Annotated in this window: 20 protein-coding genes; 7 read left to right on the forward strand and 13 right to left on the reverse strand. The window is 54.6% G+C overall.

Annotated elements, in window-relative coordinates; all coding sequences use genetic code 11:
* Positions 1–6: 6 nt before the first annotated feature.
* From hpaB to hpaD, 7 genes are all read right to left on the reverse strand, one after another.
* Positions 7–1,569 (reverse strand): 4-hydroxyphenylacetate 3-monooxygenase, oxygenase component, encoded by a 1,563-nt coding sequence (gene hpaB / locus ACQKDS_RS01080; RefSeq protein ID WP_399664587.1) that lies wholly within the window; start codon positions 1,567–1,569, stop codon positions 7–9.
* A gap of 234 nt (positions 1,570–1,803) precedes the next feature.
* A complete protein-coding gene (hpaA, locus tag ACQKDS_RS01085; RefSeq protein WP_399664585.1) occupies positions 1,804–2,685 on the reverse strand; it encodes a 4-hydroxyphenylacetate catabolism regulatory protein HpaA in 882 nt (293 codons plus the stop codon).
* A gap of 31 nt (positions 2,686–2,716) precedes the next feature.
* A complete protein-coding gene (hpaX, locus tag ACQKDS_RS01090; protein WP_399664582.1) occupies positions 2,717–4,084 on the reverse strand; it encodes a 4-hydroxyphenylacetate permease in 1,368 nt (455 codons plus the stop codon).
* Position 4,085: 1 nt separating this feature from the next.
* Positions 4,086–4,880: a 4-hydroxy-2-oxoheptanedioate aldolase gene (gene hpaI / locus ACQKDS_RS01095; RefSeq protein WP_399664580.1), complete on the reverse strand. Its 795-nt coding sequence runs from the start codon at positions 4,878–4,880 to the stop codon at positions 4,086–4,088.
* 42 nt (positions 4,881–4,922) lie between these two features.
* Entirely contained in the window at positions 4,923–5,726 is an 804-nt protein-coding gene (hpaH, locus tag ACQKDS_RS01100) for a 2-oxo-hept-4-ene-1,7-dioate hydratase (RefSeq protein ID WP_399664577.1), read from the reverse strand.
* Positions 5,727–5,735: 9 nt separating this feature from the next.
* Positions 5,736–6,122, reverse strand: a complete 387-nt coding sequence (locus tag ACQKDS_RS01105; protein ID WP_399664574.1) for a 5-carboxymethyl-2-hydroxymuconate Delta-isomerase — start codon at positions 6,120–6,122, stop codon at positions 5,736–5,738.
* Between the two features lie 8 nt (positions 6,123–6,130).
* Positions 6,131–6,988: a 3,4-dihydroxyphenylacetate 2,3-dioxygenase gene (hpaD, locus tag ACQKDS_RS01110; RefSeq protein ID WP_399664571.1), complete on the reverse strand. Its 858-nt coding sequence runs from the start codon at positions 6,986–6,988 to the stop codon at positions 6,131–6,133.
* A gap of 282 nt (positions 6,989–7,270) precedes the next feature.
* On the opposite strand from hpaD, the gene ACQKDS_RS01115 reads away from it, so the two are divergent.
* Positions 7,271–7,507: a hypothetical protein gene (locus tag ACQKDS_RS01115; RefSeq protein WP_399664569.1), complete on the forward strand. Its 237-nt coding sequence runs from the start codon at positions 7,271–7,273 to the stop codon at positions 7,505–7,507.
* 225 nt (positions 7,508–7,732) lie between these two features.
* On the opposite strand, the gene hpaE is transcribed toward ACQKDS_RS01115, so the two are convergent.
* From hpaE to ACQKDS_RS01130, 3 genes are read right to left on the reverse strand one after another with little or no spacing between them, the layout of a single operon-like run.
* A complete protein-coding gene (hpaE, locus tag ACQKDS_RS01120) occupies positions 7,733–9,187 on the reverse strand; it encodes a 5-carboxymethyl-2-hydroxymuconate semialdehyde dehydrogenase (protein ID WP_399664567.1) in 1,455 nt (484 codons plus the stop codon).
* Entirely contained in the window at positions 9,184–9,948 is a 765-nt protein-coding gene (locus ACQKDS_RS01125) for a fumarylacetoacetate hydrolase family protein (RefSeq protein ID WP_399664564.1), read from the reverse strand. The genes hpaE and ACQKDS_RS01125 overlap by 4 nt, the downstream gene beginning before the upstream one ends.
* A complete protein-coding gene (locus tag ACQKDS_RS01130; RefSeq protein WP_399664561.1) occupies positions 9,945–10,577 on the reverse strand; it encodes a fumarylacetoacetate hydrolase family protein in 633 nt (210 codons plus the stop codon). Before ACQKDS_RS01130 ends, ACQKDS_RS01125 begins: the two co-directional genes overlap by 4 nt.
* Positions 10,578–11,425: 848 nt before the next feature.
* On the opposite strand from ACQKDS_RS01130, the gene hpaR reads away from it, so the two are divergent.
* Positions 11,426–11,878: a homoprotocatechuate degradation operon regulator HpaR gene (gene hpaR / locus ACQKDS_RS01135; RefSeq protein ID WP_399664558.1), complete on the forward strand. Its 453-nt coding sequence runs from the start codon at positions 11,426–11,428 to the stop codon at positions 11,876–11,878.
* A 303-nt stretch (positions 11,879–12,181) separates the two neighbouring features.
* Here the strand turns inward: hpaR and ACQKDS_RS01140 are convergent, their stop codons facing one another.
* Positions 12,182–13,363 carry a phospholipase D-like domain-containing protein gene (locus tag ACQKDS_RS01140; protein ID WP_399665145.1) on the reverse strand — a complete coding sequence of 394 codons (1,182 nt, stop codon included), beginning with the start codon at positions 13,361–13,363 and terminating at the stop codon, positions 12,182–12,184.
* A gap of 334 nt (positions 13,364–13,697) precedes the next feature.
* Positions 13,698–14,618 (reverse strand): L,D-transpeptidase family protein, encoded by a 921-nt coding sequence (locus tag ACQKDS_RS01145; protein WP_399664555.1) that lies wholly within the window; start codon positions 14,616–14,618, stop codon positions 13,698–13,700.
* Positions 14,619–15,054: 436 nt separating this feature from the next.
* Between ACQKDS_RS01145 and ACQKDS_RS01150 the strand changes: the two genes are divergently transcribed.
* Positions 15,055–16,131, forward strand: coding sequence for a YncE family protein (locus ACQKDS_RS01150; RefSeq protein WP_399664553.1), 1,077 nt, complete (start codon positions 15,055–15,057; stop codon positions 16,129–16,131).
* A gap of 541 nt (positions 16,132–16,672) precedes the next feature.
* Here ACQKDS_RS01150 and ACQKDS_RS01155 read toward each other — a convergent pair.
* Positions 16,673–17,428 (reverse strand): CDP-diacylglycerol diphosphatase, encoded by a 756-nt coding sequence (locus ACQKDS_RS01155; RefSeq protein WP_399665142.1) that lies wholly within the window; start codon positions 17,426–17,428, stop codon positions 16,673–16,675.
* Positions 17,429–17,775: 347 nt separating this feature from the next.
* Between ACQKDS_RS01155 and ACQKDS_RS01160 the strand changes: the two genes are divergently transcribed.
* From ACQKDS_RS01160 to ACQKDS_RS01175, 4 genes are all read left to right on the forward strand, one after another.
* Positions 17,776–19,950 carry a carbon starvation CstA family protein gene (locus ACQKDS_RS01160; RefSeq protein ID WP_399664550.1) on the forward strand — a complete coding sequence of 725 codons (2,175 nt, stop codon included), beginning with the start codon at positions 17,776–17,778 and terminating at the stop codon, positions 19,948–19,950.
* Positions 19,951–20,067: 117 nt separating this feature from the next.
* Complete coding sequence (locus ACQKDS_RS01165) at positions 20,068–20,271, forward strand: YbdD/YjiX family protein (RefSeq protein WP_399664547.1); 204 nt, start codon at positions 20,068–20,070, stop codon at positions 20,269–20,271.
* Between the two features lie 11 nt (positions 20,272–20,282).
* Positions 20,283–21,254, forward strand: a complete 972-nt coding sequence (gene yjiA / locus ACQKDS_RS01170) for a GTPase (protein ID WP_399664545.1) — start codon at positions 20,283–20,285, stop codon at positions 21,252–21,254.
* A 156-nt stretch (positions 21,255–21,410) separates the two neighbouring features.
* Positions 21,411–22,571, forward strand: a complete 1,161-nt coding sequence (locus ACQKDS_RS01175) for a restriction endonuclease (RefSeq protein WP_399664542.1) — start codon at positions 21,411–21,413, stop codon at positions 22,569–22,571.
* Positions 22,572–22,721: the final 150 nt, after the last annotated feature.

Genomic DNA, 22,721 nt, shown 5'->3' on the forward strand with positions numbered 1-22,721 from the left:
CTCGAATTATTTCAATAAGTTATCTAACTGATTAATATCGGCGTTGTTATGCAAATGCGGCACCGTCCAGCCATGTTGATCGTAATCGGACAGGCACCGATCAACCATGTGCATCATGCTCTCCATGGCTCCGGAATTCTGCGCATGGCGTAGGCATTGCAAACGGATCTCATCCTGGCTGCCGGCATAATTAATTTCATAAAGTTCGTGGCGGCCACCAAACTCGCTGCCAATCGCATCCCACATCAGCTTTAGGATCTTGATGCGCTCAACGTGATCCATGCCGTTCGATCCGCGCACGTACTGGGCGAGATACTTGTCGATCGCGGGGTTATTGATATCGCGTACGCTGGAAGGCAAATAGATCAGCCCACTGGTGACGTTTTTCTCAATGATATTTTTTACTTTGGTGTAAGCCATTGGCGCCATCACCCGGTAGGTTTGCAGCGGGGTAGAATCCGGCAGATAAGCACCGTTTTCCCACGCGGTCGCCTCCGCGCACATCGCATCGCTCAGTGACCAGAACAGATTGCGCCAGGCGACCACCTCACCTAAATCGGCCTGTACGCCGCGGAACTCCAGCACGCCGGTACACGCGAGGCTTTTTTGCAGCAACGCAGTGATGAAATCCATCTTCACCGCCAGCCGTGTGCATGCCTGCAACGGGAACAGCCGCGCAAACCCGCCTTCAGTACTCCAACGGCGACAACGGTCAAAATCACGGTAGATCAGCACATTTTCCCAAGGGATCAGCACATGATCCATCACCAGAATCGCATCGTTTTCATCAAACCGGCTAGACAGCGGATAATCGAAGGGCGATCCCGTCGCGCCCGCCGCCAATTCATAGGATGCACGGGAAATCAACTTGATACCCTCGGCATCCATCGGTGCAACGAACATCAAGGCAAAATCTGGGTTATCACCCATCACCTGCGCCGAACCGAAGCCGATAAAATTGTAATGGGTGAGCGCCGAGTTGGTGGCAACCACTTTCGCACCGCTAACCACTATCCCGGCGTCGGTCTCTTTTTCGACCTGAATGTAAACGTCTTTCACCTCATTCATCGGCTTATGCCGGTCAATTGGCGGGTTGACGATGGCATGGTTAAAGTACAGCCCCGTTTCCTGAATTCGCTGATACCAGCGGCGCGCATTGTCGTCAAATTGCCCGTAAAATTCAGGATTAGCGCCTAATGCGCAGCCAAATGCGGCTTTATAGTCCGGCGTGCGCCCCATCCAGCCATAGCTTAGACGCGACCAGTCAGCGATAGCGTCTCGCTGCTGGCGCATCTCTTCTGGACTACGGGCGTAACGGAAGAATTTATGGGTATATCCCCCATTACCGGTATCGGTGCCCCAACACAAACGATCCTGGCTCGCCGGGTCGTGCAGCGCGTCATACAGTTGCCCCATTGACGCTGCCGCGTTGCGAAAGGCGGGATGTGTCGTGACATCTTTCACCCGCTCACCGTAGATGTAAATTTCACGGCCATCTTGCAGGCTCTGCAAATATTCAGCCCCGGTAAACGGGCGCTTGGCATCGGCACGAAAATCTTCAGGTTTCATTAAGTCATCCTCATAACCGGCTTGATAAAAGGCCGTTGGCTGGCCTTTTGTTAATACAATGTTTTATTTTGGTTTAGTAATTGAAGCTGTCAAACACGGTTTCGAGAAGTGACTTTCGCGGTAATCGCCGGTACTTTTCAGCGTTGTTGGCCGTTATGGTGGCAAAGTGTGATTGCGCTCAGCCAGAGAACGACAAGCCCGCTGCCAGTGACAAGTTAGAAAGGCGGTTGAGCGTTAGCGTGAACGATAACGGGATGGCGAGCACCCTTCCAACCGATTAAAGAAGCGGGCGAAGTAAGCAGGATCTTTAAAGCCTAAGTGATAAGCCGTTTCGTGCACCGTGCAGGCACTGAATAATAACAGCCGCTTCGCCTCGCGCAGTAACCGGTCGAAGATCAATCGTTTAGGTGAGCGGTTGGCAAAGCGCCGACACAGATCGTTCAAGCGAGATTCCGTTACCCCTAGCGCCTGCGCATAGTCAGGCACCGGCAAATGCTCGCGGAAACGCTCATCGACCAGCTTGTTGAAACGCTGGAATAATTGCAGCTCTCCGCGCATGCCGGTCGCTGCCGCCTCTTCCAGTTTGGTATTGCGTAACAACAGCGCAAACACCGCCTGTGCCAACAATGGCAGCGTTTGCTCACGGCTGGCAAAATCGCTGGCGCATTCATGGCGGATCAACGCCCAGTAATGGCTCAGCGCGGTTAATGCCTGCGGCGCATCGGCCAATGACAAACAGATTCCCGGTATATCCTGCGCCAAATGGCTGCCTGGGTATAACCGCGCCAGCAGCGGCCAAATCAACTCCTGACGCACCGTCAGCACATGACCATCGCTGTCCGGCTCGGTGAAAAAAGCATGTGGCACCGATGGCGGCGTCAGAATAAAGAGCGGTGCCTGCACCGAGTAGTGCTGATCGTCCAACTGCAGTTCAATTTTGCCGGTTTCCAGACAATGCAGTTGAAAGAAACGATCGTGCCAATGCACCTGCATATCACGGCCGAAAAACGCCGCCAGCCCGGCAAAAGTTTCATAATGCACGTCATCTGCGGCATAACGCGCATCGTATTCCTTACTGATATCGATGTTGGCGATAAAACCGGTCTGCTTCTGCACCCTATGATCTCCTGTGGTTTGAGCCCAGCGACTAGGCGGCCGCCCGCGGGCGTGACGCAGGCATCGGGATCCGCCACACCAGCAGTGCCCCGATAAGCAGCAACCCCGCGATAAAATACAATCCGGCGTTAAAACTGCCGGTAACATCCTTGAACCAGCCGATCAGTAACGGACTGACCGCCGATCCCATATTGCCCGTGGCATTGATCACCGCGATCCCAACCGCGCGCGCTTCTAGGCTGATCGATTGATCCGGCGTGGTCCAGAAGATCGCCATCGCGGTAAACGAACCGACCGACGCCATAATGATGCCCAACAGTTGCATCAAGCTGTGGTGGCTCACGGAAGCTAACAGCCAACCGGCGGCGGCAAACAGATAGGGCAGCGCGGTATGATGTTTACGCTCTTGCAACCGATCGGAACGTTTACTCCACCACACCATACCTGCAATAGTGCAGACCTGCGGGATCGCCGCCAACATGCCAATCACCACATTGCTGCTGCCCTGATTGAAGCTCTGCAAGATCTGCGGCGTCCAAATATTGATGGCGCTCAGGGTATTGGTCAGACAAAAGTAAGCCAGCGTATACATCAGCACGATCGGCGTGAAAATTTCGCGCCATAGGCTGCGCTGTTGCCCGGCTTGCTGGCTGCGCGGCCCCGACTGCACTAACGTCAGCTTATCCGCCTCCATCATCGCCCGCAGGCTGGTTTTTTCTTCTGTGGTGAGCCACTTGGCCTTCTCCGGTGTATCGTCGAGATAGAACCAGACCACCACCCCAAGCAGCACCGAAGGAATGCCCTCCAGCAAGAATAACCACTGCCACCCCTTGAGATTCAGCAAGCCATCCATCGCTAGAATGTAGCCGGAAACCAACGAACCGATTGCCATCGTCACCGGCATGGCGATCATAAACAGCGCATTGGCGCGGGCGCGGTAGAACGCCGGGAACCAATAGGTGAGATACACCAATATGCCGGGTAAAAAACCGGCTTCGGTGATGCCGACGATCATACGCAAAATGTACAGGCTGGTTGGCCCGGTGGCGAACAGCGTGCAGGTGGACGCGATGCCCCACAGGACCATGATGGTCGCGATCCAACGGCGCGCGCCGACGATGCTCAACATCATGTTACTGGGGATGCCAAAAATCACGTAGGTGACGTAAAACAGCGTCGCCGCCAACCCGAACAGGGTTGAGCTTAGTCCAAGATCTTGCCCCATGGTTAACCCGGCAAAACCAATGTTGATACGATCGAGGAAAGAAAATACAAACAGCACAAACAAAAAAACGATCAACCGCCGAAATAACTTTTTAATCACCGATTGCTCGGCGGCGGTTAACGCGTTGTGTTGCTGCGCCGGATTGGCCGACGCGATCGCATCAACGTGGTTCATATCAGTAAACCCCAGAGACGTTTGATGGCGGTGGGTTGCGCTTGAAGCGGCTGGCCAACGTTTCGGCGGCGCGCGCCAATAGCGTGGTATCCACACCCACGGCGACAAACAGCGCGCCAGCATCCAGATAATGCTGCGCCAGCTCAGGTTGAGCCATCAGGATACCCGGTGCTTTACCCGCAGCAACGATGCGCGCAATGGCATCATCAATGGTGCGTTGCACCTGCGGATGTTGTGGGTTACCGGCGAACCCCATGTCGGCACTGAGATCTGCCGGGCCGATAAACACTCCATCCACCCCGTCGACCTGCAAAATGGCATCCAGATTCTTTACCGCTTCACGGGTTTCTATCTGCACCAGCACGCACATTTGCGCATCGGCATCCTGTAAATAGTTCGGTACCCGGTTCCAGCGTGACGCTCGCGCCAGAGCGCTCCCTACGCCGCGTATACCTTGCGGTGGGTAGCGCGTCGCCCGCACCGCATCTTGCGCCTGTTTAGCATTCTGGATCATCGGGATCAGCAACGTTTGCGCTCCGACATCCAGCAATTGCTTGATCATCACCGCATCGTTCCACGCTGGGCGTACGATCGGCTGCACCGGGTACGCAGCCAACGCCTGTAACTGACTCAATACCGTCGGCACCGTGTTTGGCGCGTGCTCACCATCGATCAACAGCCAGTCAAAACCCGCGCCGGCCAACAGTTCAGCGCTATAACTGCTGCATAATCCGAGCCACAGACCGATCTGCGGGCGTTTTTCCTCTATCGCCTGCTTGAAGTGATTAATTAGCATGGTGTATTCCCCTCCCTGATTGGCGGTGGTGGCGAACAAACATTAGACAAAGCGACAACTGATGCAGCCCAGCGGACCATAATCTACATGAAAGGTGTCACCGCGCCGCGCGGGAACGGGTCGGGTGAACGAGCCGCCGAGAATGATTTGCCCGGCCTCCAACGCGACGTCATGAGGGAACAATTTATTGGCCAGCCAAGCGACACCGTTGGCCGGATGGTTGAGCACCGCCGCCGCCACGCCGGACTCTTCAATCACCCCGTTGCGATACAACAATGCGGCTACCCAGCGTAGATCCTCCCGATCGGGCTTGATCGGCCGCCCGCCTATCACCACACCGGCATTGGCGGCGTTGTCAGCAATGGTGTCGAACACTTTGCGCGGCCGCTGGGTGTGCGGATCCACGTTATGGCTGCGCGCATCGATAATCTCCAGCGCTGGGATCACATAGTCCGTCGCGTTGTAGACATCAAACAGGGTACAGTTTGGCCCGCGCAACGGTTTCGCCAGCACAAATGCCAGTTCCACCTCAACCCGTGGCACAATAAAACGCGCGATCGGTATATCACTGCCGTCGTTAAAGAACATATCGTCGAGCAAGGCGCCGTAATCTGGCTCGCTAATCTGCGAACTGACCTGCATCGCGCGTGACGTCAGGCCAATCTTGTGCCCTTTAAGCTGACGCCCCTCGGCAATCTTCAGCGCGACCCACTGCCGCTGTATCGCATAGGCATCTTCGAGGGTGATCTCCGGGTGATCGAGCGACAGCGCGCGGATCTGCTCGCGGCGTTGCTCCGCCTGATGTAAACGCTGGACGGCGCGACTTAATACCTCTTTATCTAGCATTGATCCCCCTTATGCTTTGCCAAACAGCGCGTGCACGTTGTTTTGTTTGTAATTCAGTTGCGGATCCAACTCTTCGATCGTGAAAGAGAGCGCTAAATAACGACTGGCCATCAGCGCTGCAAAATGCTGTTTGATCACAATAAACAGCCGCTCGCCAACCTGTTGACGGCTTTCCAAGCTCCGACCGTGACCAATTTTTAACGTCATATGAACAAAGGCGTAATCATGTTGCCCATCCGCCATTTGCCAGGTATCCAGCCAAATAGCGCGGCTGCGAACGCCTGCCAGCGGAAAGATGCCGGTTTCCGCTAGCGCCTGGTTCACCTTGGCGAACAGCGCAGGTAAATCGGCTTCGTGACGGAGGTTGTCAGTACATTCAGCGTAAAAATGGGGCATACGGCACCTCAGGAGTGAGCAGAGAGAGGAAATATCGCGTTTACCTGCCCGGTACCGGAACTGGCGAACAGCGGAGTAATAAACTCGACCCTGCCGTCGTAGTGGTCCCAGCCGAGCAAGCCCAGCAGCATCACGGTGTCATGCATGTTGCCTTCGCCGTAGCAGTAATCGGCATATTCCGGCAACATCGCGCAAAACTCACGGAAACGCCCCTCTTGCCACAGTTTCACTACCCGCTGATCCATCTGTTGGTCGAACTGGCGGGTATAGCTGTTCATGCCCTCTTCCGCGCGTTGATCGTCGATAAAACGGTGTGACAGCGAACCGCTGGCCAACACCGCCACGCAGCCATCATAGTGTTCGATAGCGGTTTTAATCGCTTCGCCAAGGCGGCGACTATCAGCGAAGTCGTGCACGGTGCAAAAGGCCGAGATCGAAATCACTTTAAAATGTCGATCGCTGTTCATGTAGCGCATCGGCACCAGCGTGCCGTACTCCAGCTTCAGGCTGGGGATCTTATGCGCCTTGGCGCGTACCCCCAGCTTGCAGGCTTCATCGGCAATCATCTGACCCAGTTGCGGGTTGCCGTCGTATTCGTAAGTCATGTCACGAATAAAATGCGGTAGCTCGTTGCTGGTATAGACTCCTTCAAAAAGCGCACTGCAATTAATGTGATAGGCGCTGTTCACCAACCAGTGAGTATCAAACACAATAATGGTATCGACGCCCTTTTCACGACAGCGGGCGCTGATCTCCTTGTGACCCTCGATCGCCGCCTGACGGCATCCGTGGTGTTTGCCCGGAAGCTCCGAGAGATACATCGATGGAACGTGCGTAATCTTGGCCGCTAAGGCTAATGTGCCCATAATTTCCCCCTTCCCAATATCGGAGCCATCGCCAGATTGCCGCGCCCGTTGGATGACGAATATTGCCTACAGGCTGGCCGCGCATGCCCGGCCACTACGCTGAATTTGAGCGGGGGTGGCGTTATGGTGCACTGCGTAACCACCTCGTCGGGGTGTGGCACGCCGCGCCCGTTGGGTGACGCATATTGCTCACAGACTGGCCGGGCATGCCCGGCCACTACGCTGAATTTGAGCGGGGGTGGCGTTATGGCGCACTGCGTAACCACCTCGTAGGGGCGTGGCATGCCGCGCCCGTTGAGTGACGCATATTGCCTACAGGCTGGCCGGGCATGCCCGGCCACTACGCTGAACCTGAACGCAGGTGGCGTTATGGTGCACTGCGTAACCACCTCGTCGAGGCGTGGCACGCCGCGCCCGTTGGATGATAAATACTGCTCACAGGCTGGCCGGGCATGCCCGGCCACTACGCTGAACCTGAACGCAGGTGGCGTTATGGTGCACTGCGTAACCACCTCGTAGGGGCGTGGCACGCCTCGCCCGTTGGATGACGAATATTGCCTACAGGCTGGCCGGGCATACCCGGCCACTACGCTGAACCTGAACGCAGGTGGCGTTATGGTGCACTGCGTAACCACCTCGTAGGGGCGTGGCATGCCGCGCCCGTTGGATGATAAATACTGCCTACAGGCTGGCCGGGCACGCCCGGCCACTGCGCGGGCGGTGTATGAGTCTAAAAACATCGCGCTATACCCCCCAGCGTGGGATCGGATGCTCACCCATCGAAATACAGACGTTCTTCATTTCGGCAAACACCTCGAAGCTGTACTCCCCCCCTTCCCGCCCGGTGCCCGACGCTTTTATGCCACCGAATGGCTGGCGCAGATCACGCACGTTTTGCGTATTGACGAACACCATACCGGCTTCGATATTGCGCGCCAGACGCATCACTTTGCTCACATCCTGGGTCCAGATATAAGACGCTAAACCGTACTCCACATCGTTAGCCATGCGCAGACCGTCGGCTTCTGACTTAAAGGGCAACAGGCAGGCTACGGGGCCGAAGATCTCTTCTTGCGCCACGCGCATGCGATTATCCACATCTGCCAGCACCGTTGGCCGCAGGAAGTTACCCTGCGTCAGCCCTTGTGGTTTCTCCGGGCCACCGGCCAATAGCGTCGCCCCTTCTTCCAGACCAAGACGAATATAACCAGACACTTTCTCCCAATGTTGCTGACTGATTAGCGCCCCCACCTGCGTAGTGGCATCGGTCGGATCGCCGACGCGCAGACGATTGGCGCGCTCGGCAAAACGCTTAACAAATTCCGGATAAATACTTTCCTGAATGAAAATACGTGACCCGGCAGTACAGCGTTCACCGTTGATCGAAAAGATGGTGAACAACGCCGCATCCAGCGCGCGCTCAATATCAGCATCCTCAAAAATCAGTACCGGTGATTTGCCGCCCAACTCCATCGAATACTTTTTCAGGCCGGCGTTCTGCATAATGCGCCGGCCAGTGGCCGTTCCGCCGGTAAACGATACGGCGCGCACATCGGCATGACGCACCAGTGCATCACCGGCGCTGGCACCGTAACCCTGCACCACGTTGAGTACCCCGGCAGGGATCCCCGCCTCCAGCGCCAGTTCACCCAGACGATCGGCGCTCATGGGCGACAGCTCAGACATTTTCAACACCGCCGTATTGCCCAGCGCCAGACACGGGGCGGTTTTCCACGTGGCGGTCATAAAGGGCACATTCCACGGTGACACCAACGCACATACCCCCACCGGTTGCACCAGCGTGTAGTTGAGCATTTTGTCGTCGACCGGGTAGGTGCGGCCATTCATCTGCTGACAAATTTCGGCAAAGAATTCAAAGTTGTGTGACGCGCGTGGAATCAGCACGTTTCTCGTCTGGTGGATGGGCAAACCGGTATCGGCGGTTTCCATTTCGGCAATCTGCGGCACGTTCTGGTCAATCAATTCGCCCAAACGACGCATCAGCCGTGCTCGCTCTTTCATCGGCGTATTGGCCCATTGGGGAAACGCCTGTTTCGCGGCGGCGACCGCCTGTTCAACTTCCGCCTGCCCACCGGACGCGACCTCAGCCAACACTTCGCCCGTTGCCGGGTTAGTGGTGGTGAAATACGCGGTACTCGGCACGTTTTTTCCGTTGATCCAATGGTTGATGGTTTTCATCGCAGGCTTTCCTCGTAATCTTGTTCACTGATAATGTGGTTAACCAAGCGGCCGATGCCTTCGATCTCCACCACCACTTCATCCCCCGGCTGGACATCCGCCAGCCCTTTCGGCGTACCGGTGGCGATCATATCGCCCGGCTGAAGCGTCATAAATTCGCTCAAATAACTGATGAGAAAAGGTATATCGAAGATCATGTCAGCCGTAGTACCACGCTGACGTAGCTCACCGTTAATGTAGGTGCAAAGGGATAAATTATGCGGATCGCTAACATCATCACGATCGACGATATATGGGCCAATCGGCGTCAGGCCGTCACGGCTTTTCACCCGCAGGTTTGGCCGATAATAGTTCTCCAGATAGTCGCGGATCGCGTAGTCATTGCACAGGGTATAGCCAGCAACGTATTCCATGGCGCGCTCACGGCTAACATGGCGCGCAGTCTGACCAATAACCACCACTAACTCGGCTTCATAGTGCATATACTCAACCTGCGCCGGACGCACGGACACTTGCCGGTGGCCGATCAGAGTATTGGGCGCTTTGAGGAACACCAATGGCTCCTCCGGCGCTTTAAATGCCAGTTCACTGGCGTGGTCGGCATAATTCAGCCCCAAGGCGAACACCGTACCTTGTGCCGGTGGCAGCCAGTCGACGTCGGTTTCATTCAGGGTGGTGCCGTCTGGCAGCGTCACGCGCAGTTGGTGATCGACGGTGACATTTAAGACCTGTCCGTGATGGCGAATGCGAGCGTATCTCATGGTTGGCTTCCTTCCTGCGCGGCGCGGTTACGGAGGGTTGGTAACCCGGCAGCTCGGACCGTGACCTCATCACCCGGTTTGAGGATGACCCGCTGGGACGGCGTGCCGATCAGCAGCGCATCGCTCGGTTGCAACGTGATGAAATCACTGATGGCCGCAACCAATTCACTCGCCGATCGCAAAAGATCGGCAGTGGACCAACGATCCTGCTCAACGCCATTGATCTCGGTAATAATGTGCAACTGACTGATTTCTGCCGGCCGCCCCCTCTCCCCTAGCGGGCAGAAGCCATCGCGACATTTGGCTTTGATCGCCGGGCGATAAAAACTCTCTTCCGCCAGACTGATATCATTGGCCAGCGCGTAACCGGCAATGTAATCCGTAGCCTGCGCGACCGGCACTTTGCGTGCGGTATGACCGATCATTACCGCCAGCGTCGCGCCGCTGTAGACGGTTTCCCCCATCGGCAGTGGGATCGTCCCACCGTGAGCGAGCAACGTGTTGCACGGCTTGATAAACCACACCGGCGTTTTCGGCGGGGTTTGATAAGGTGCCTCACCAAACGCCTGATGCCAGACATCAAGCTGGCTGCGATGATTGAGCGCAACCGCAAAAACGGTGCCTTTCATGCACACTCCTTAAGATCGCAAAATGGTAAAATCGCCACTCATTAATATATTAATGAATACTTCTAGCCGCCGTTTCCCATTCACGCAATTTCGTTAGCATGATCTGTGATCGAAACAACAAATAATTTACAAAAACACAACATTAATAGCGGTGTTTTGATCTTTGAATCACAGATGTGATGTTTGAATATCATCGTATGGGCGTGGCACGCCCTTTGCTGATTGTTATCGGATGAATACAGGCCGGGCATGCCCGGCCACGACGGGCGAGTGCGTGGCCGGCGAATTGAACAAATTTACCAATAATCCCCCCGCGTAGGGGCGTGGCACGCCGCGCCCTTTACTGGTGGTGACCGGATGAATACAGGCCGGGCATGCCCGGCCACTACGGGCGAGTGCGTGGCCGGCGAATTGAACAAATTCACCAATAATCCCCCGCGTAGGGGCGTGGCACGCCGCGCCCTTTGCCGATTGTGACCGAATGGATACAGGCCGGGCATGCCCGGCCACGACGGGCGAGTGCGTGACCGGCGGATTGAACAAATTCACCAACAATCCCCCGCGTAGGGGCGTGGCACGCCGCGCCCTTTGCTGGTGGTAACCGGATGAATACAGGCCGGGCATGCCCGGCCACGACGGGCGAGTGCGTGACCGGCGGATTGAACAAATTCACCAATGCCCCCCCGCGTAGGGGCGTGGCATGCCGCTGATGTTGTTAAAATTCTGCGCGCTTTTTGAAGCGGCAAGGCGTTTTTGCTTTCTTCATCCCGATAAACTTGGCTATTATTAAGCTATTAATAATCGGCCGCAAAGCGCGGGCGCAACACTTTGAAAAACAGGCCATCACTATGCATGAATCGTTAACCATTGCCCTGTTACAGGCACGTGAAACCGCCATGGGCTTTTTCCGCCCGATATTAAAGCGCCATAATCTCACCGAACAGCAGTGGCGTATCATTCGCGTGCTGGCAGATAACCGTTCGATCGAATTTCATAGCTTGGCGGAGCAAACCTGTATTCTGCGCCCAAGCCTGACCGGCATCCTGTCACGCATGGAGCGCGATAACCTGATCTTTCGCCTGAAGCCAGTCAACGATCAGCGTAAGCTGTACGTATCTCTGACCCAACAGGGCCAAGCGCTGTATGAACTGGCTCGCCATCAGGTCGAACAGGGCTATGGCAAAATTGAAGCGGCATTTTCCCCAGAGAAAATGCAGCAGTTAATGACCCTGCTGGATGAGCTGATCGCCTTGGGTGACGCCTCGCCAACTAACGTCATCGCCCACGCGGGCAAACAATGACACCCTGCGCCGTATCATAATCAAACGGGCACGGCCTATCGGCATGGCTCTCTGCCGTGATAGCCACAACTCGACGTGGTCGCCGCCTATGCGCCAGCACCGTTGGGCACAATAAATAGGCAGTGTGAGGTCGGGCAGGTATAATCGAATCAATAAAATAGCGGGAGATGATGTATGAGCATAATTGATTGGATCCTCACCGGCATCGCCGTGGGCCTGATCGTTGGCGCATTGATGAAAGTGTTCGGCAAGAAGAAGAAAGACCAATAAATCATGGGCGCTACTGCGCCCACAACGATCGCCTTATTGCTCCCCACCCGGTTTCGGCTGCGGGTAGTCATTATCAATCCGTAGCACCTCAGCGTAGTCACTTTCCCATAACTGGCGGAATAACCGATCCACGCGCGCAGCCATCGCACGATGGTGCAATACCAACTCCAGATTACGCGAATGATCTAAATAACCACCACGCCAGTTGCTGGTGCCAATCCAAGCGCATTCGCTATCGATCGTCATGATTTTGCTGTGGATTACCCGCGCATACGGAATGAATCCGCTTTGCGCTGCGGGGATCGTCACCACCTTTATCTGAATATTGGGCAACAGTGCCAGGCTTTTCAGGTAATCAATTTCGGGTTTGCTGGTGTTCCAGTGGGCAACCATCAATGCCACCTGTACGCCACGTGCCGCCGCGCTGCGTAGTGCATTGTCGATTAGCGCATAGTAAGGCCGACGCCCCTGCGAACCGTAAGACAGCGGCGCATACTCCATCACTTGCACCTGAATCCGCTGTTGGGCGGCGGCCAGCAAACGCGGCAGTTCACGTTGCGAATCGATCACCCCTGGCGGGTTATAAACGCGCGGGCTGGCGACCAGATAACACTCACCGCGTTGCGGCTCCGCGAGGGGGTGTTCGCTGAGCTTCGGCACCGGTTTACCCGTTGCTAATAAGGCCTGCGCCCGCCAATCTTGCTCGAAAATCGCCTGAATTTGACCAACCACGGGAGGATCGCTGATACGCAACCCGGTTTCCTGGATGTGCTCTAATGCCCGCCAGTCAAAATTCTGGCTACCCACAAACGCCAGTTCGCCATCCACCAGCAGATATTTGGCATGCAAAATGCCGCCGCTCAGTTGCTGAAATGGAATAATGCGCAGCTCAAGGTTAGGGATCGCTTTCAACTGCTCCAGCGTGGCGGCTGTTGCATTCCGCATGCCTTGCTGCTCAATCAGAAAGCGGATCGTAACCCCGCGTTCACCGGCCGCCTTTAATTTCGCCAATACGCCATCCAAACGCGTGCCAGGCTGATGGGCTACGTAAAACTGGGCAATATCGATGCGCCGTTTGGCATCGGCAAACATCTGCTGCCAAACCTCAGCGGTGTCGCGTAAATCATCATTTTGCAGGCAGGTGTCAGCCGGCGCGTTGTATACCAATTCGTAACCCGGGATGGTAAACGGTGCCGCAGCGGTGTGGCTCAACATCAGCAGATAATCCCCTATCATCGCCAGTGAAAGTGGTGCGGGCACCACCACGAGTGATGCCCATTAGGCATAGCATTGCGCTCGGCTGTCAACCGATAGCGCCGGGCCGTGTGTAAGCCACTGGGTTATCACCGAGCATTCTCGCAGTGGCGTGAAATCGAACAATATCCCTGCCGTTTTCGCACCTCAGTTTGAAAATGTTACCGACCGGCGGCAACAAAAAAGACGCCCGTAGGCGCCTGAGGTCACTCACTGAGAACGCGTTTGCTGATTTCTTGGGTAACGAGCGCAGCATGGCTACGCCCGAGGCAAGAAATAGCTTACGCAACCGCTGTCAGTTTATTTTCACCGGCATACCGGAACGCGCTTTGATAGCGGCATCGACGTGTTGCTGATTGACGCCCGCATCCATCAACACTTTACCCACTGCAGGTGTGAGCGTGATGGGCACCGGTTCTTTCGATTTCAGCTCTTCTTCGTTGGCTGAAAGCGGATTGTGCACTTCCAGATAACGGGCACCGTCTGGCTCTACCGATGCTTTCACCGGTTCATTGATAAACTGCACGCGAGTGCCGACTGGCACGCTGTCGAACAAATATTTAATATCATCGTCACGCAGACGCACACAGCCATGGCTCACGCGCAGACCAACACCAAAGTTGGCATTGGTACCGTGAATGGCATACAGACGCCCCACGTATAACGCATACAGACCCATTGGGTTATCCGGCCCGGCGGGGAATACCGCTGGCAGGATTTCGCCATCAGCCGCGTATTCTTCACGCATTTTGGCGGTTGGCGTCCAGGTTGGGCCATCCTTCTTGCGATGTACGCTGGTCACCCAGTCCAGTGGCGTATCTTTGCCCAACTGACCGATACCGATCGGTAACACCACCACGGTGTTGCTGTCCTTCGGATAGTAATACAGGCGCATTTCAGCACTATTGATGATGATCCCCTGACGCGGCGCGTCTGGCAGAATCAACCGTTGCGGAATGGTCAGCGTGCTGCCCGGCGTGGGCAGGAATGGATCAACGCCCGGGTTGGCTTCCAGCATATTGCTCAGCCCCATCTGGTACTGCGCGGCAAAGCTTTCCAACGGCAGCTTACTGTCTGCTGGGATCTGGATTTGAATATTTTCCCCGACCAGGCGGCTATCCTTGGCAGGCAGAGGGTAAACAACGGCAGCGGCAACATGGCTGAATGCCACCAGTGCCGTAAACAGGGTTAATAATGCGCGAATGCTCATGTTCATCTTCGTGTTAGTGTGTGGGCCGCACTGGCAGTAGGGTGTTTGTAACATTGATGGTCGAAATGACCGGATGCGCATTATATGTGCACTTGCACAAAAGTGTGAAATTTTCCCGGCTGAGAAATGTATTTTTTTGTCAATTGATAACGATGAGACACAAGAGAGCAAAAAATTGATTGCCGTGCTTGGCTGCTAGGTATTTTCAGTCGTGACGTTGTCTGGCTCCATCCCTCAAGAGCATGATGTAGGTCATTTCCCCCGCTCGCATACAAAATTGCTGCCCTTTCTGATGAATAATGATTATTATTCTCAAATAAAAACACCGATGCCCATGCCGCATTCGGCGATGTTTTACTTTGAATACAATGCTGAGCTGTTTTCGCCCTGGGCACATCCCCCTGCGGCAACAACACAATGACCCCTATGGAATGGAGATGTTATGAATACTGTGATGACTACGGGCCGCCGCTTTGGCGGACGCGCGGTTTTCCCTCTGATGCTGCTTACCACCCTGCTGTTTTCAACGACGTCGCAGGCGCAAACCGCAGCGGAACTGCTACGTAAACCGATCGCTAAAGGCGCTTACGAGATGGTTTACAGCCAAAGTGAAGATGCGTTGTATCTGGCAACCTCTCAGAGCCGTAAGCTGGATAAAGGCGGTGTCGTTTACCGTTTGGATCCCACCACGCTGGACGTCACCCAGATTATCCATAATGACCTGAAAACCTTTGGCGCGGCGATTAACAACAAAACCAATACGCTTTACTTCGGCAATACCGTCAACAGTACCGTCACCGCGATCGATGCGAAAACCGGTGAAATTAAAGGCCGCTTAGTGCTGGACGCGCGTAAACGTGCCGACGGTGTTAAGCCTTTAGCACCACGTGAATTGGTCGCTGATGCCACGACCAACACCCTGTATATCACCGGGCTGGGCGAATCCAGTGTGGTGTGGGTGGTCGATGGCAACGATCTGACGCTGCGCACCACCATCGCCGATACCGGTAAATACGGCACAGGTCTGGCGCTGGATGCCACAGCCAGCCGCCTTTACGTCACCAACGGTGATGGCGAGTTGGTGACTATCGACACCAAAACCAATACCGTGCTGTCACGCAAAAAACTGGATGAGTCCAAGGAACACTTCTTTTTGAATATCAGCCTGGATACGGACACTCATCGTGCATTTATTACCGACTCTAAGCAAGCACAGGTGCTGGTGGTGGATACCCGCAACGGCACTATTTTGCATAAAATTGACGTACCTGAATCCTTGGCAGTACTGTTCAACCCTGCGCGTAACGAAGTGTATGTTACCCACCGTAAAGCCGGTGAAGTCAGCATTATCGACGCCAAAAGTTACACGCTGCTACGTACCGTTAAAACGCCAACCTATCCAAACAGCCTGGCGCTGTCCACAGATGGTCAAACGCTGTATGTCAGCGTGAAGCAAGCCTCCACGCGTGATAAAGAAGCCACCGATCCCGATGATGTGATCCGTATTGCCTTGAAATAAGCCGCACCCATCGTCGGCATCGGCGTTAAATACAGGCCGGGCATGCCCGGCCACTACGGGATGGCAGTTATTCGAACCTGCCCGCATCACCACCAAATTTCAAACGTAGGGGCGTGGCATGCCGCGCCCGTTGGCAGCATCGGCGTTAAATACAGGCCCGGCGTGCCCGGCCACTACGGGATGGAAGTTATTCGAACCTGCCCGCATCACCACCAAATTTCAAACGTAGGGGCGTGGCATGCCGCGCCCGTTGGCAGCATCAGCGTTAAATATAGGCCGGGCATGCCCGGCCACTACGGGATGGCAGTTATTCGAACCTGCCCACATCACCACCGAGCTCCAACGTAGGGGCGTGGCATGCCGCGCCCGTCAACAGCATCGGCGGTTAAATACTGGCCGGGCATACCCGGCCACTACGGGATGGCAGTTATTCGAACCTGCCCGCATCACCACCAAATTTCAAACGTAGGGGCGTGGCATGCCGCGCCCGTCAACAGCATCGGCGGTTAAATGCAGGCCGGGCTGGCAGTTCCTTACGCCATCAGTTATTAGCCAATGCGCATTGATAATCCTGCAATTCTCCTGCGGAACCTAAGTTCAGATCGGTAATTTTCAGGCGATTCGCTAACAACACCCTTTCCCCCTCTGGCGCAACGACCAACGCAAGCCCATAGTTCGCCATGCTGTCTCCTCGCGCACTGACATATTGCTGCAACAGTTTAATCGGGTCTTCTTTCGTTAAATCCAAACCCGATAGTTTTCTGGCAATATATTGATGCCCTACCAGCTTTTCAGCTAAGGGTTTCCAAGTGTTGTCAATGTGTTGGGTTTGCTCTCTCAACGTGTCATAAACGTCTGGGCGTAGGCAGGCGATATGAATATGCAGCTGATTCTGGGAGCGGCCATATTTAGAGTTAATTGCCAATGATAACCACGTATCTTTTATCGGCTTAGCAAGCTCTTGTGTGATATGCCCTCTGTTTTCCCATGCGAGAGCAAAATAAGGAGGGGCGTTTGCATTCTCAAGCTCTGGGCTTTCTATCCCGCTAAGCTTATCGGTCGGCATGACCAAATCATGGTAAGGGCCTTTGCTATCCTTAAATAAGACATAGCGTTCCGCTAAATTAACCGTTAAACAAGGCGCCGGATCATTATGCTGTTGCTGGTTAGGCACACATTGTTGACTGACGATCTGCCATAACGCATTGGTATTACCGCGGCCAAAGAACCACCACAGGGCTACCGCCATGATCACCAACACCAGCAATACCAGTAATATCCTATAAAGACGCTTCATCATGATTCCTTAGTGACATCGTTATTGATAAAAATGCCCCTAAGAGTAAACCATTTCCATACACTTAAATAAGATTAATCATTCTAACTGTCCGGCCTAGCCACAATAGCCTGCGCAATGATCCTGCCGCTCACGCACGGTTTTCAACCGCTCAATCGGCGTATTAACCGCTCACTGAAATTCCTCTGACTTCATTCCCCCCGCGATCCATGATGCGCTGTTCCTGAACCTGCGCCTTACCACTGGGGACGCATACTTCACGATCCGTATACGGGCTGCTACCGGCTCAGAAAATCAATAAACGGGTTAACTCACGCATTTTTTGCAGATTGGAATAAGGATACCTCATGAAATCAGAGGGAATTTTAAAACACTTACCCTGGATGTTGCTGGGGGTGCTCGGTGCCTCCTGCCTCGGCGTGGTGGCATTACGCCGTGGCGAACACATCAGCGCTTTATGGATCATCGTTGCCTCCATCGCGGTATATCTGGTGGCTTATCGTTATTACAGCTTGTATATCGCTAGCAAGGTAATGAAGCTGGATGCCAGCCGGGCGACACCGGCGGTGGTTAATAACGATGGTCTGAACTACGTACCCACCAACAAAAACGTGTTGTTCGGCCACCATTTCGCCGCCATTGCCGGAGCCGGCCCACTGGTTGGCCCGGTGTTGGCCGCACAGGTCGGTTATCTGCCCGGCACGCTGTGGTTGCTGGCTGGCGTCGTATTAGCGGGGGCAGTACAGGACTTTATGGTTCTGTTCATCTCGTCACGCCGCAATGGCGCCTCGCTCGGTGAGATCATCAAGAAAGAGATGGGGCCGGTGCCCGGCACTATCGCGCTGTTCGGCTGCTTTATGATTATGATCATCATCCTGGCGGTGTTGGCGTTGATCGTGGTGAAGGCGCTGGCAGAAAGCCCGTGGGGGGTGTTCACCGTCTGTTCTACCGTACCGATCGCGCTGTTTATGGGTATCTATATGCGCTTCCTGCGCCCCGGTCGGGTGGGTGAAGTGTCGGTTATCGGCATCGTGCTGCTGGTGGCGTCGATCTGGTTCGGCGGCGTGATCGCACACGATCCCTATTGGGGGCCGGCGCTGACCTTTAAAGACACCACTATCACTTATACGCTGATTGGTTATGCCTTTATCTCCGCTCTGCTGCCGGTCTGGCTGATTTTGGCACCGCGCGATTATCTGGCAACCTTCCTGAAGATCGGCGTGATCGTCGGGCTGGCGGTCGGTATCGTGATCATCAACCCTGAACTGAAAATGCCCGCCGTGACTCAGTTTGTCGATGGCACCGGTCCGGTATGGAAAGGCTCACTGTTCCCGTTCCTGTTTATCACCATTGCCTGCGGCGCGGTTTCCGGTTTCCACGCGCTGATCGCCTCCGGCACCACGCCAAAACTGCTGGCCAGTGAAAGCGATGCGCGCTTTATCGGTTACGGCGCGATGTTGATGGAGTCTTTTGTGGCGATTATGGCGCTGGTGGCTGCCTCGATCATCGAACCGGGCCTGTATTTCGCCATGAATACCCCACCGGCCGCTCTGGGTATCACCATGCCGAACCTGCATCAGCTCGGGGGTGACAATGCACCACTGATTATGGCGCAGTTAAAAGACGTGACGGTGCACGCTGCCGCAACCGTCAGCTCTTGGGGCTTTGTCATTAGCCCAGAGCAGATCTTGCAAACCGCCAAAGATATCGGTGAACCTTCGGTCTTGAACCGGGCCGGTGGTGCGCCAACGCTGGCGGTCGGTATCGCCCATGTGTTCCACCAGATCATGCCGGCGGCAGATATGGGCTTCTGGTATCACTTCGGTATTCTGTTTGAGGCGCTGTTTATCCTAACCGCGCTGGATGCCGGTACCCGCTCTGGCCGCTTTATGCTGCAAGATTTGTTGGGGAACTTTGTGCCGTTCTTGAAAAAAACCGACTCTCTGGTAGCCGGGATCATCGGCACCGCAGGCTGCGTTGGTCTGTGGGGCTACTTACTGTATCAGGGCGTGGTCGATCCGCTCGGCGGCGTGAAAAGCCTGTGGCCGCTGTTCGGTATCTCTAACCAGATGTTGGCGGCAGTCGCATTGGTGCTCGCCAGCGTGGTGCTGATCAAAATGAAGCGCACTCAGTACATTTGGGTGACGGTGATCCCGGCCGTTTGGCTGCTGATCTGCACCACTTATGCGCTGGGCCTGAAACTGTTTAGCGATAACCCGCAACTGGAAGGTTTCTTCTTCCTGGCTAATCAGTATCAACAAAAAATTGCCGAAAGCGGCGCGGATTTGAGCGCACAGCAGATCGCCAACATGAACCATATTGTAGTGAACAACTACACCAACGCTGGCCTGAGCATTATGTTCTTACTGGTGGTGTACAGCATCATTTTCTATGGCATCAAAACCGCGATGGCGGCGCGTAAAAACCCGGATCGCACCGATCAGGAAACGCCTTACGTAGCGGTTCCTGAACCGACAAACGAGCCAACGGAGGAAGAGGCCCAAGTTTCCCCGCAGCACTAAGGCGGATTCCCGGTCTCTCCGCCAGACTTTACTTCGCATCATTGAGGATTAAAGTCAGCGACACACGGGCGCGGCGAGCTGCGCCCGTGATTATTGTTATCGACCAGGAGGTCAACGATGTTCGGCAATCTCGGCCAGGCAGGTAAATATCTGGGGCAGGCGGCGCGCATGCTGGTTGGCGTGCCTGACTACGATACCTACGTGCAACATATGCAGGACAACCACCCAGACCAACCGGTGATGACCTATAAAGAGTTTTTCCGTGAGCGCCAGCAAGCCCGCTACGGCGGCGACGGCAAAGGCGGCATGCGCTGTTGTTAAAAGGATCCATCATGACCCCCATCCCAGTCACTATTCTGACCGGCTTTTTAGGCGCCGGCAAAACCACCCTGCTGCGCTACATCCTCAATGCTAACCACGGCCACAAGATTGCCGTTATCGAAAATGAGTTCGGTGAAGTGCCGATCGATCACGCGCTGCTCGGCGACCGCGCCAGCCGCATTACCACCCTCAGCAACGGATGTATCTGCTGTAGCCGTGCCAACGAGCTGGCGGATGCACTGCTTGATTTGCTGGACGGCGTTGATCAAGGGGAGCTGGTATTTGACCGCTTGATCATTGAATGCACCGGCATGGCCGATCCCGGCCCGATCGTGCAAACCTTTTTCTCGCAGGCGGTGCTCAACGAACGCTTTCTGCTGGATGGCATCATCACGCTGGTGGATGCGGTACACGCCGATCAACAGTTGAACCAGTTCAGTATCGCGCAGGCGCAGGTAGGTTATGCCGATCGTATTCTGCTGACCAAAACCGATCTGGCAACAGACCACGCCCCACTGATCCAACGTTTGCAAATGATGAACGCCCGCGCCCCTATTTATCCCGTGACGCACGGCGCTATCGATCTCAGCGTGTTGTTTACTATTAACGGCTTTGTGCTGAACGATGAGCTCACCCTCAGCGCACCAACGCCGCTGTTCCGCCGTATTGCACAACCACAAAATAATATTCAATCGATCGTGGTCTATCACGCGCAGCCGCTGGCGCTGATGCAAATCTCTGCCATGATGGAAAACTTATTGCTTAAATTCGCCGACAATTTGTTACGTTATAAAGGCATCTTGTCGATCAAAGACGAACCGCGCCGATTGCTGTTTCAGGGCGTCCAACGGCTGTATAACGCCGACTGGGATCGCGAATGGCTGCCCGAAGAACCCCGGCAGAGCACGCTGGTATTTATCGGTATTGATTTGCCGGAAGAGGAGATTCGGGCCAGCTTTGCGGCTCTGGGTGACGGCAACTGAGCCTGCACCATAGGATTGTGACACTTCTCATTAACGTTATCGGCGCAGCTCAATTGAGCCTGGGTGCGATACCCCCTGCCTAAAATGACCAAACCCGATAACAATTCCGTGTACAATTAGGCCGTCAAAACACTTTGGTTCAGTTAAGGGATAAACGTGAAAAACTATAAAGTGATTACCCCCTTGTTTCCGACTTATGCGCAAGCAAGAGCCATGATGAAGGCGGCCGACGGTTACTCACTGAAGGCAGTGCGGAATATGATCAACGCCATTCATGAGCAAACGGGCACACCGCAAAAACCCGTTGACTGGTCTGAACCTGACAACTGGATCAAAGAAAGGCTACTGGGCGAAGACGCTGAAATCGCGGCAAGGATTTGGCAGACTGATGGACATATCTTAAACCCGAGACACAGCTACGGCTGCTACATGTTCATCAATAATTTTGCGTTGATGGCGAATGACAGTGAGCAGGTATGGCGTGCGACGGAAAGAGGCATGCACTTTCTCTCGCAAGATGCGTCAACGCTGCGCGATCTGGACGATCAAGAAGGCCTGCTACAACTGTTAGAGTTGCTTGCCAGCCGGGAACAATCCAAACGCGCCGATCTGCTGCCAGAATGGCAAGCATTTCTTCATCAAAGCTCTAAATTTGCGTCTTTGAGTTCGATTAAAACTACCCTGTATGCACGCCTGTATAACCTGGTTGAGCGTGACCTTGTTTCCCGCGAAGGCATGAGCTATCAAATCACTGAAAACGGCCGCCAATGGTTGAGTAAAGCGCTGCCGGAACGCCAGCAAGATCCGCGCAAAGCACTGCTGGAAGCCATTAAGCTCTACAATCTTCAGCAAAAAGAACTGCTGCGTGAACAATTGGCTAGCATGAACCCTTACAAGTTTGAGCATTTAGTCGCTCAACTGCTGGAAACCATGGGCTACGAGCAGGTTGAAGTCACCAAAGCATCCGGCGATAAAGGTGTTGACGTTATTGGCAAGGTTCAGGTCGGCATCACCACCATTACCGAAGTCGTTCAGGTAAAGCGCATGCAAAATACCCTAACCCGGCCTTATATCGATCAACTACGTGGTGCGCTCCCCTATCATAAAGCCATTCGAGGCACGCTGATCACCACCGGCAAATTCGCCGCCAGCTGCGCAGAAGCGGCACTGTTCCCTGGCGCTGCGCCGATCACGCTGATCGACGGCGATCGTCTGCTGGAACTGCTGATTGAAAATAACGTCGGTATTCGCCGCAGCAACGCCGTCGAATTACTGGATGTGGATTTGGAATTGTTTGATGAGTATGAGATGGAATAATTCGTTGAGGTTGTGAACAAGCAGGGAGAATCGCGTTCTCCCTGCTCTGGATCGCGCAACCTGGTGTCAATAACTCTATTTATTTCATAATAATGATGGTGCATATCAGATATTAAGGGGCATATAATAAATCATCGACTCGCATATAAA

It is taken from the genome of Serratia sp. NPDC078593 (assembly GCF_050268245.1).
GTDB lineage: Bacteria > Pseudomonadota > Gammaproteobacteria > Enterobacterales > Enterobacteriaceae > JBNNGK01.

Excerpts from the sequence above, each read along its gene's own strand:
- hpaB (WP_399664587.1), bottom strand. The coding sequence starts at position 1,569 with ATGAAACCTGAAGATTTTCGTGCCGATGCCAAGCGCCCGTTTACCGGG.
- hpaX (WP_399664582.1), bottom strand. The coding sequence starts at position 4,084 with ATGAACCACGTTGATGCGATCGCGTCGGCCAATCCGGCGCAGCAACAC.
- hpaI (WP_399664580.1), bottom strand. The coding sequence starts at position 4,880 with ATGCTAATTAATCACTTCAAGCAGGCGATAGAGGAAAAACGCCCGCAG.
- hpaH (WP_399664577.1), bottom strand. The coding sequence starts at position 5,726 with ATGCTAGATAAAGAGGTATTAAGTCGCGCCGTCCAGCGTTTACATCAG.
- ACQKDS_RS01105 (WP_399664574.1), bottom strand. The coding sequence starts at position 6,122 with ATGCCCCATTTTTACGCTGAATGTACTGACAACCTCCGTCACGAAGCC.
- hpaD (WP_399664571.1), bottom strand. The coding sequence starts at position 6,988 with ATGGGCACATTAGCCTTAGCGGCCAAGATTACGCACGTTCCATCGATG.
- ACQKDS_RS01115 (WP_399664569.1), top strand. The coding sequence starts at position 7,271 with ATGCCGCGCCCGTTGAGTGACGCATATTGCCTACAGGCTGGCCGGGCA.
- hpaE (WP_399664567.1), bottom strand. The coding sequence starts at position 9,187 with ATGAAAACCATCAACCATTGGATCAACGGAAAAAACGTGCCGAGTACC.
- ACQKDS_RS01125 (WP_399664564.1), bottom strand. The coding sequence starts at position 9,948 with ATGAGATACGCTCGCATTCGCCATCACGGACAGGTCTTAAATGTCACC.
- ACQKDS_RS01130 (WP_399664561.1), bottom strand. The coding sequence starts at position 10,577 with ATGAAAGGCACCGTTTTTGCGGTTGCGCTCAATCATCGCAGCCAGCTT.
- hpaR (WP_399664558.1), top strand. The coding sequence starts at position 11,426 with ATGCATGAATCGTTAACCATTGCCCTGTTACAGGCACGTGAAACCGCC.
- ACQKDS_RS01140 (WP_399665145.1), bottom strand. The coding sequence starts at position 13,363 with ATGTTGAGCCACACCGCTGCGGCACCGTTTACCATCCCGGGTTACGAA.
- ACQKDS_RS01145 (WP_399664555.1), bottom strand. The coding sequence starts at position 14,618 with ATGAACATGAGCATTCGCGCATTATTAACCCTGTTTACGGCACTGGTG.
- ACQKDS_RS01150 (WP_399664553.1), top strand. The coding sequence starts at position 15,055 with ATGAATACTGTGATGACTACGGGCCGCCGCTTTGGCGGACGCGCGGTT.
- ACQKDS_RS01155 (WP_399665142.1), bottom strand. The coding sequence starts at position 17,428 with ATGAAGCGTCTTTATAGGATATTACTGGTATTGCTGGTGTTGGTGATC.
- ACQKDS_RS01160 (WP_399664550.1), top strand. The coding sequence starts at position 17,776 with ATGAAATCAGAGGGAATTTTAAAACACTTACCCTGGATGTTGCTGGGG.
- ACQKDS_RS01165 (WP_399664547.1), top strand. The coding sequence starts at position 20,068 with ATGTTCGGCAATCTCGGCCAGGCAGGTAAATATCTGGGGCAGGCGGCG.
- yjiA (WP_399664545.1), top strand. The coding sequence starts at position 20,283 with ATGACCCCCATCCCAGTCACTATTCTGACCGGCTTTTTAGGCGCCGGC.